General features: G+C 71.2%; 7 protein-coding genes. 6 read left to right on the forward strand and 1 reads right to left on the reverse strand.

Annotated elements, in window-relative coordinates:
* The first annotated feature begins 26 nt into the window (after positions 1-26).
* From DEJ32_RS15465 to DEJ32_RS15480, 4 genes are all read left to right on the forward strand, one after another.
* Positions 27-680, forward strand: a complete 654-nt coding sequence (locus DEJ32_RS15465) for a class I SAM-dependent methyltransferase (protein ID WP_375342330.1) — start codon at positions 27-29, stop codon at positions 678-680.
* Between the two features lie 171 nt (positions 681-851).
* Positions 852-2,045, forward strand: coding sequence for a Gfo/Idh/MocA family protein (locus tag DEJ32_RS15470; protein ID WP_110901934.1), 1,194 nt, complete (start codon positions 852-854; stop codon positions 2,043-2,045).
* Between the two features lie 98 nt (positions 2,046-2,143).
* The gene (locus DEJ32_RS15475) at positions 2,144-2,791 is read left to right on the forward strand and encodes a ThuA domain-containing protein (protein WP_258367627.1); all 648 of its coding nucleotides are present in this window, start codon (positions 2,144-2,146) and stop codon (positions 2,789-2,791) included.
* Complete coding sequence (locus DEJ32_RS15480) at positions 2,788-3,870, forward strand: Gfo/Idh/MocA family protein (RefSeq protein ID WP_110901940.1); 1,083 nt, start codon at positions 2,788-2,790, stop codon at positions 3,868-3,870. Before DEJ32_RS15475 ends, DEJ32_RS15480 begins: the two co-directional genes overlap by 4 nt.
* Before the next feature lie 19 nt (positions 3,871-3,889).
* Here the strand turns inward: DEJ32_RS15480 and DEJ32_RS15485 are convergent, their stop codons facing one another.
* On the reverse strand, positions 3,890-5,791 hold the full coding sequence (locus tag DEJ32_RS15485; RefSeq protein WP_110901935.1) for an ABC transporter ATP-binding protein: 1,902 nt from the start codon (positions 5,789-5,791) through the stop codon (positions 3,890-3,892).
* A 291-nt stretch (positions 5,792-6,082) separates the two neighbouring features.
* Here DEJ32_RS15485 and DEJ32_RS15490 point away from each other — a divergent pair, with 291 nt between their 5' ends.
* Entirely contained in the window at positions 6,083-7,090 is a 1,008-nt protein-coding gene (locus tag DEJ32_RS15490) for a LacI family DNA-binding transcriptional regulator (protein WP_110901936.1), read from the forward strand.
* A 90-nt stretch (positions 7,091-7,180) separates the two neighbouring features.
* Positions 7,181-8,485: an extracellular solute-binding protein gene (locus DEJ32_RS15495; protein WP_110825560.1), complete on the forward strand. Its 1,305-nt coding sequence runs from the start codon at positions 7,181-7,183 to the stop codon at positions 8,483-8,485.
* Positions 8,486-8,576 lie beyond the last annotated feature (91 nt).

The raw sequence follows: 8,576 nt of genomic DNA on the forward strand, positions 1-8,576 counted from the left end.
GGCTCCCCGGCCGGTCCCTCGACGGCCTGGACGTCTGCCACCTGCAGTGCCACATCGGCACCGACACCGTCTCGCTCGCGCGGGAGGGAGCGCGCGTGACCGGCGTCGACTTCTCGCACCCGGCGCTCGTGTCGGCGGCGGTGCTGGCCGAGCGGTCCGGGGTCGACGTCACGTGGGTCGAGTCCGACGTCCTCGACGCCCGCGCCGCGGTGACCGGTGACTTCGACGTCGTCTACACGAGCATCGGCACGATCTGCTGGCTGGCCGACCTGGACCGGTGGGCCGCCCAGGTGGCTGCACTCCTGCGACCCGGCGGGGTGTTCTTCATCCGCGACGGCCACCCGGCGCTGTACGCCCTGGACGAGGACGCCGACGAGCTCGTCACCCGCCACCGGTACTTCCCGGACGGGACCGCCCAGCAGTGGGAGGACGCGACCACCTACGCCGGCGACGGGACCGTGTCGCAGCCCCGCACGTACGAGTGGCCGCACCCGCTGTCCGAGATCGTGAACGCCCTGCTCGGCGCAGGACTCCGGCTCCGTCGACTCGACGAGGGCCGGACCCTGCCGTGGCGTTTCAGCTCCCGCATGGAGGAGACCGGCGACGGGTCGTGGACGTGGCCCGAGCGGGACCGCGACCGCATCCCGACGACGTACACGATCGTCGCCACCCGCGACTGACCCGGCGACGGGGAGCGCTGCAGGCCGCGGTGCCTCACCCGCGGAGCGCCCGTGACCGGCGCGCCCTGCGCGACCGTGCCACGAAAGTTTTCCGATCCTGTCGTCCGGCTTGTCCCGGCCACCCGCGGTCCCTACCGTCGACGGCGGACGCACGATGCGAGGGAGCATGCGATGACGGACGACCGGTTGCGGGTCGCGATGATCGGCCACGGCTTCATGGGGGCCGCGCACTCGCAGGCGTGGCGGGTGGCGCCGCGGTTCTTCCCGCTCGACCGCGAGCCCGAGATGACGGTCGTCGTCGGGCGCGGCCCGGAGCGCACCGAGGCCGCCCGTGCCCGCTTCGGCTGGCAGCGCGCGGAGACGGACTGGCGGCGCGTGGTCGAGGACCCGGACATCGACGTCGTCGACGTCTGCTCGCCCGGGTCGTCGCACGTCCAGGTCGCGATCGCGGCCCTCGAGGCCGGCAAGCACGTCCTGTGCGAGAAGCCCCTCGCCAACACCGTCGAGGAGGCGGAGGCCATGGTCGCCGCCGCGGAGTCCGCCGCGGGACGCGGGGTGCGCTCGATGGTCGGCTTCAGCTACCGCCGGGTCCCCGCGCTCGCGTTCGCCCGCCAGCTCGTGCAGGCCGGCCGGATCGGCGAGGTCCGTCAGGCGCGGGCGCTGTACCTGCAGGACTGGCTCACCGACGCGGACGGGCCGATGACGTGGCGGTTGGACGCCGCGCTCGCCGGGTCCGGCTCGCTCGGCGACATCGGCGCGCACGCCGTGGACCTGGTCGAACACATCACCGGTGCGACCCTCGGCGCGGTGAGTGGGACGCTCGAGACCTTCGTGCACGAGCGACCGCTCCTCGCGGACGGCGTCGGACTGTCCGGCACCGCCTCCGAGGAGCGCGGACAGGTCACCGTCGACGACGCCGCCTGGTTCCTCGGCCGACTGACGGGAGGCGCGGCGCGGCCGGGCGGGACCGTCGCCTCGTTCGAGGCCACCCGGTACGCGACGGGGCGGAAGAACGGCCTGACGATCGAGATCAGCGGGTCCACGGGCGCGATCGTGTTCGACCTCGAGGCGATGAACGAGCTCCGCGTGTACGACGCGACCGCCCCCGCCGGGGAGCAGGGCTTCCGGCGGGTGCTCGTCACCGAGCCCGAGCACCCGTACATGGCGAACTGGTGGCCGACCGGACACACGATCGGGTACGAGCACACCTTCGTGCACGAGGTCGTCGACTTCGTGACCGCGATCACCACCGGGCAGCAGCCCGAGCCGTCCTTCGCCGTCGGGCTGCACGTGCAGGACGTCCTCGACGCCGTGCAGCGGAGCGCCGCCGACGGCAGTGCGTGGACCCCGGTCACGGCCCGGTGACCCGCCCCCACCCGATGACCGACCCTTCCCCCGATCCGCAAGGAGCACCTCCCGTGCAACGCCAGGCACTCGTCGTCCGCGGCGGTTGGGACGGGCACATGCCCGTCGAGACCACCGAGCTCTTCATCCCGTTCCTCCGCGACAACGGCTTCGACGTCCGTGTCGAGGAGGGCACCGCGGTGTACGCCGACCAGGCGGTCATGGACGCCACCGACCTGGTCGTGCAGGTGAACACGATGTCGACGATCGCCGACGAGGAGTTCGCCGGGCTGCAGCGGGCGGTCCTCGCCGGCACCGGCATGGCGGGGTGGCACGGCGGCATCGCGGACTCGTACCGGGCGAACGCCGACTACCTCCACATGATCGGCGGCCAGTTCGCCCACCACGCGGGCAAGCACCCGTCCGAGCGGGTGGGTGAGCAGTCGGACAACTACATCCCGTACACCGTGCACATCACCGACCTCGGTCGCGAGCACCCGATCACGCAGGGCATCGACGACTTCGACCTGGTCAGCGAGCAGTACTGGGTGCTCAGCGACGAGTACGACGACGTCCTGGCGACCACCACCCAGGAGGCCCGGAGCTGGGACGCCTGGAACCGACCGGTGACCTCGCCGGCCATCTGGACACGGCAGTGGGGGAAGGGGCGGGTCTTCGTCTCGGCACCCGGGCACCGCATCGAGATCGTCGAGTCGCAGCCGGTCCGCACGATCATCGAGCGCGGTCTGCTGTGGGCCGCCCGATGAGCACTGCCCCCCTGCGCGTCGGCATGGTCGGCGTCGGCACCATCAGCAAGCAGTACCTCGAGCAGTTCCCGTCCCTGCCCGACCTCCGGCTCACCGCGGTCGCCGACCTCGACAGCGAACGAGCGGCTGCGGTCGCTGCCGAGCAGGGCGTGCAGGCGCTCGGGGTCGACGAACTGCTCGCGTCCGATGACGTCGACGTCGTCCTCAACCTGACGATCCCCGCCGCGCACGCCGACGTGGCGCTCCGGGCGCTCGCCGCCGGCAAGCACGTCTACGGGGAGAAGCCGCTCGCACTGAGCACCGCCGAGGCAGCTCCGGTCCTCGCCGCCGCCGAGGCCGCGGGCTTGCGGGTCGGCAGCGCGCCGGACACCGTGCTCGGCACCGGCGTGCAGACCGCCCGTGCCGCGCTCGACGAGGGGCGCATCGGCACACCGGTCGGGGCGGCGGTGTCGTGGAGTGCGCCCGGCCACGAGCTCTGGCACCCGGCGCCAGGCTTCTACTACCAGCCGGGCGGTGGACCGCTGCTCGACATGGGCCCGTACTACCTGACGAGCCTCGTCACGTTCTTCGGCTCCGTGGTGCGCGTCAGCGGCAGCACGACCCGGTCGACCCGGCAGCGCACGGTCGCCACCGGCCCGGACGCCGGCCGGGTCCTGCCGGTCGACGTCGACACCCACGTCGTCGCGGTCCTGGAGCACGAGGGCGGGGTCGTCTCCACGATGACGGTGTCGTTCGAGGTCTGGGCGACCGAGGCGCCGCTGTTCGAGGTGCACGGCACCGCCGGTTCGCTGTCGGTCGCCGACCCGAACCGGTTCTCGGACCCGACCAGGATCGCCACGGCCGAGGACCGGACGTTCCGTGAGTTGCCGGAGCTCGCAGGCCACCGGGACGCCGGTCGCGGTGTGGGCCTGGCGGACATGGCGCGGGCGATCGCGTCGGGGGAGGAGCACCGGGCCTCCGGTGCGCTGGCGTTCCACGTGCTCGACGTCATGGAGTCCATCGCGACCGCGGGGCGGACGCACGCCGTCGTCGACGTCGCGAGCCGTGCCTCCCGGCCGGCACCGGTCCCACTCAGGTAGCGCGGCGGACGGACGGCGATCAGGTCGGGTTCGCCGCCTGCGGTTCCGCCGCGACGTCCTCCTGCACCGCGAACTGGGTCCGGTGCAGCTCCTCGTACCGTCCACGCGCCGCCAGCAGTTCCTCGTGCGTCCCGCGCTCCACGACGGAGCCGTCCTCGACGACGAGGATCATGTCGGCGCTGCGGATGGTGGAGAGGCGGTGCGCGATCACCATCGCGGTCCGGCCGTCGAGCGCCTCGCTGAGCGCGGCCTGCACCGCGGCCTCGGACGTGGAGTCCAGCGCGGCCGTCGCCTCGTCGAGGATCACGACGCGCGGTCGGGCGAGCAGGAGCCTGGCGATGGTCATCCGCTGGCGCTCACCCCCGGACAGCCGGTACCCACGCTCGCCCACCATCGTGTCCAGCCGGTCCGGCAGGGACCGGATGAGCGGCTCGAGCCGCGCTCGGCGGACGGCGTCCCACACCTCGTCGTCGGACGCCTCCGGCCGCGCCAGGCGCAGGTTGGCGCCGATGGTCTCGTGGAAGAGGTGGCCGTCCTGGGTCACCATGCCCAGGGTGTGCCGCATGGAGGCGAACGTGACGTCGCGGACGTCGGTCCCGCCCAGCCGGACGGCGCCGCTGTCGACGTCGTACAGGCGCGCGAGGAGCTGCGCGATCGTGGACTTGCCGGCACCGGAGGTCCCGACGAGGGCGACGGTCTGTCCGGGCTCGATCCGGAAGGACACGCCGTGCAGCACCTCCTCGCCGCCACGGGTGTCCAGCGTGGAGACCTCCTCGAGGGAGGCGAGGGACACCTTGTCGGCGGACGGGTAGGCGAAGTGGACGTCGTCGAACTCCACGGCCACGGGACCGTCGGGGACGGTGACCGCGTCGGGCTGCTCGCGGATGAGCGGTTCGAGGTCGAGGACCTCGAAGACCCGCTCGAAGCTCACCACCGCGCTCATGATCTCGACCCGAGCGTTCGCGAGGCTGGTCAGCGGCACGTACAGACGGGTGAGGAGGAGCGCCAGGGTGACCACCGCGCCGGTGTCGAGCTGGCCGGCGAGCGCCAGGAAGCCACCGAGCCCGTACACGAGGGCGAGGGCGAGGGCGGACACGAGCGTCAGCGCGGTGACGAAGACGAACTGCAGCATCGCGGTCCGGACCCCGATGTCGCGGACACGGGCGGCGCGCACGCGGAACTCCTCGGACTCCTCGTCGGGGCGGCCGAACAGCTTGACGAGCGTGGCACCGGGTGCCGAGAACCGCTCGGTCATCTGCGTGCTCATCGCGGAGTTGTGGTCGGCGGCCTCCCGGCGCAACGCGGCCAGGCGGCTGCCCATGCGGCGCGCGGGGATCAGGAAGACCGGGAGCATGACCACCGCGAGCACCGTCACGAGCCAGGACGTGCTGAGCATGACGGACAGGGTGAGGACCAGTGCCACGAGGTTCGTGACCACGCCGGAGAGCGTGCCGCTGAAGGCCTGCTGCGCGCCGATCACGTCGTTGTTCAGGCGACTCACGAGGGCACCGGTGCGGGTGCGCGTGAAGAACGCGATCGGCATCTTCTGCACGTGGTCGAAGACGGCGGTCCTGAGGTCCAGGATCACGCCTTCGCCGATCCGCGCCGAGTACCAGCGCGTCACGAGTGACACGACGGCGTCGCCCACCGCCACGAGCGCGATGACGACGGCGAGCCAGACGATCGTGGCGACCGCGCCCCGGGCGACGATGACGTCGACCACCCGGCCGGCGAGCACCGGCGTCGCCACGGCGAGCACGGCTCCCACGACGGAGAGGGCGATGAAGACGACGAGCTTGGCCCGGTAGGGCACGGCGAACGTCAGGATCCGCCGCACCGACTCACGCGAGAAGCCGTGTTCGCCGTTCTTGGCGGTCGAGATCTTGTACAGCGAGCTCCAGGCCGCGCTCTCCATGCTCATTGCAGTTCCTTCCGTGGGCAACAGGCCCGACGAACAGGTCGGGGTCGCCCGAGCTCGGGGGCCTCCCCAGCGGCGGCGAGCAGGCAGTCAGGATACGGCGCGGGCGGCAGGAGCACGTAGCCCACGAGTCCGCGGCCCCGTGGCGCGCTCCATCCGTCCGCGGGGCCGACGGATGCTTGCGCGAAGCGCTTCGACGCTGTTAGCGTCGCCGTCGCGAGCTCGTCGAAGCGCTTCACAAGCCCTTCGACAGCCGACCGCGAACGACGACGACCGGCACGAGGAGGTGCGCAGATGGTGACGATCCACGAGGTGGCGAAGGCCGCAGGCGTGTCGATCTCGACCGTCTCCTACGCCCTCTCCGGCAAGCGCGCGATCTCCGCCACCACCCGGGCCCGCATCGACCAGGCCGTCGCCGAGCTCGACTACCGTCCGAACGCCGGCGCCCGGATGCTCGCCGGGGCCCGGACGAACATCCTCGCGCTGTCCGCCCCGATCCGGGAGGACGCGCACCTGCCGACGCACATGCGCTTCGTCACCGCGGTGGTCGAGGCCGCCCGGGCGCACGACGACGACGTGCTCCTGCTCGCCCGCGACGACGAGGTCACCGGCATCCGCCGCGTGGTGGACAGCTCGTTGGTGGACGGCGTGGTCGTGCTCGGGGTGTCCACGGACGACGAGCGCGCCGAGGTCGTCCGCCGATCCGGCGCCGCGGCCTCGTTCGTGGGTGTCCCGGGCGACACCACCGGGCTGACGTGCATCGACCTGGACTTCGCCGAGGCCGGACGGGCATCCGTCCGGCAGCTCGCCGCCGCCGGGCACCGCAGCATCGGGGTCATCGGGCACCCGGCCACGTACGTCGAACGGCACACCGGCTTCATCCGCCGCTTCGCCGACGCCTTCGAGGACGAGTGCCGCGCCGCCGGCGTCGCCACGCTGGCGCTGTACCCGTCCCTCGACCGCGCCGACCAGCGCCGTGCGGCGGACGAGCTGCTCGCCGGTCTGCCGGACATGACGGCGCTCGTGTTCCACTGCAACGAGCCCGTCGTCGAGGCCGTCCTCGCCCACCTCGTGTCCCGGGGTGTCCGCGTCCCGGAGGACGTGTCCGTGCTCGCCGCGTGCGCGAGCTACGACACCGACGTGCTCGAGGTCCCCCTGTCCACCATCCCCCTCCCGCTCGAGGAGATGTGTCGCGGTGCCGTGGAGGGCGCCGTCCGTCAGGTCGACGGTGCCCGTGAACCGGGCGTCACGCTCCTCCGACCGCGGTTCATCGACCGCGGGTCCATCCGACCGGTGCACTGACCGGCACCGCTCAAGGGCGCTCTCGACGGTCCGTCGTCGAAGCGCTTCGACAACCGAACCAGCCCCATCCCCCTACAAGGAAGTAGCGACATGAAGAAGTCACGCCTGCTCGGCGCACTCGCCGGGCTCGCCGCGACCGCCGTCGTCCTCACCGGCTGTTCCGCCGGCGGGAGCGCCGACGACCGCAGCAACGAGGACGGCAAGACCCTGAAGCTCTGGCACTTCGAGTCCGAGGACTCCGCCATGGGCAAGGCCTGGAAGGAGTCGATCAAGGTCTTCGAGAAGGAGACCGGCGCCAAGGTCGAGTTCCAGGAGAAGAGCTTCGAGCAGATCCGGAAGACGGCCAGCCAGTCGCTCAACTCCGACCAGGCCCCGGACCTGATCGAGTACAACAAGGGCAACGCCACGGCTGGCCTGCTCGCCAGCCAGGGCCTGCTCAGCCCGCTCGACGACGCCGTGGAGAAGTACGGCTGGGACGACAAGCTCGCGAAGTCGTTGCAGACAACGGCCCGGTACGACGAGAAGGGCGTGATGGGCTCGGGCTCCTGGTACGGCGTGCCCGACTACGGCGAGTACGTCGAGTTCTACTACAACAAGGAGCTCTTCGAGGAGTACGGCGTCGAGGTCCCGAAGACCGAGGCCGACCTCGAGAAGGCCATGGCGACCTTCGAGTCGAAGGGCGTCACGCCGCTCGCCGAGTCCGCGGCGGAGTACCCGCTCGGCCAGCTCTGGTACCAGCTCGCGCTGACCAAGGCCGACCGGGACTGGGTCGACGACTACCAGCTGTACAAGAACCCCGTCGACTTCTCGGACGAGCAGATCAGCTACGCCACGAAGACGATCAAGGACTGGACCGACAAGGGCTACATCTCCGCCGACGCCACCGGCATGAAGGCGGAGGACGCGGGCACCGCCTTCATCAGCGGCAAGTACCCGATGTTCTTCTCCGGCTCGTGGTGGTACGGCCGCTTCGGCACCGAGATGAAGCAGGACTGGGGCACGTTCCTCTACCCCGGCGCCGAGATGTCGCCCGGCTCGTCGGGCAACCTCTGGGTCGTCCCGACCAAGGCGAAGAACAAGACGCTCGCCGAGGAGTTCATCGACATCACGCTCCGTCCCGAGATGCAGGCGATCATCGGCAACAACGGTGGCGTCCCGGTCGCGGCGACCGAGTCCGACATCACGGACGAGAAGAGCAAGGAACTCATCGCCAACTTCAACACGCTCACCGAGCGTGACGGCCTGGCGTTCTACCCCGACTGGCCCACCTCGACCTTCTACGACCAGCTGAACGCCGGTCTGCAGAGCGTCCTGAACGGCAGCAGCTCGCCCAAGCAGGTCAACGAGGAACTCGGCCAGCAGTACGCCGACGGCGTGAAGGCCGTCACCGGCTGACCCGCGGGTCTTCGGACCACCACGGTCGCTGACGCGACCACCAGCCTGGAGGCTGTCTCTTATACACATCTCCGAGCCCACGAGACATCTC

It is taken from the genome of Curtobacterium sp. MCPF17_046 (assembly GCF_003224295.1).
GTDB lineage: Bacteria > Actinomycetota > Actinomycetes > Actinomycetales > Microbacteriaceae > Curtobacterium.

Bases quoted from the DNA above. Each gene is read 5' to 3' on its own strand.
- DEJ32_RS15480 (WP_110901940.1), top strand. From the start codon at position 2,788: ATGAGCACTGCCCCCCTGCGCGTCGGCATGGTCGGCGTCGGCACCATC.
- DEJ32_RS15475 (WP_258367627.1), top strand. From the start codon at position 2,144: ATGCCCGTCGAGACCACCGAGCTCTTCATCCCGTTCCTCCGCGACAAC.
- DEJ32_RS15490 (WP_110901936.1), top strand. From the start codon at position 6,083: ATGGTGACGATCCACGAGGTGGCGAAGGCCGCAGGCGTGTCGATCTCG.
- DEJ32_RS15470 (WP_110901934.1), top strand. From the start codon at position 852: ATGACGGACGACCGGTTGCGGGTCGCGATGATCGGCCACGGCTTCATG.
- DEJ32_RS15495 (WP_110825560.1), top strand. From the start codon at position 7,181: ATGAAGAAGTCACGCCTGCTCGGCGCACTCGCCGGGCTCGCCGCGACC.
- DEJ32_RS15485 (WP_110901935.1), bottom strand. From the start codon at position 5,791: ATGAGCATGGAGAGCGCGGCCTGGAGCTCGCTGTACAAGATCTCGACC.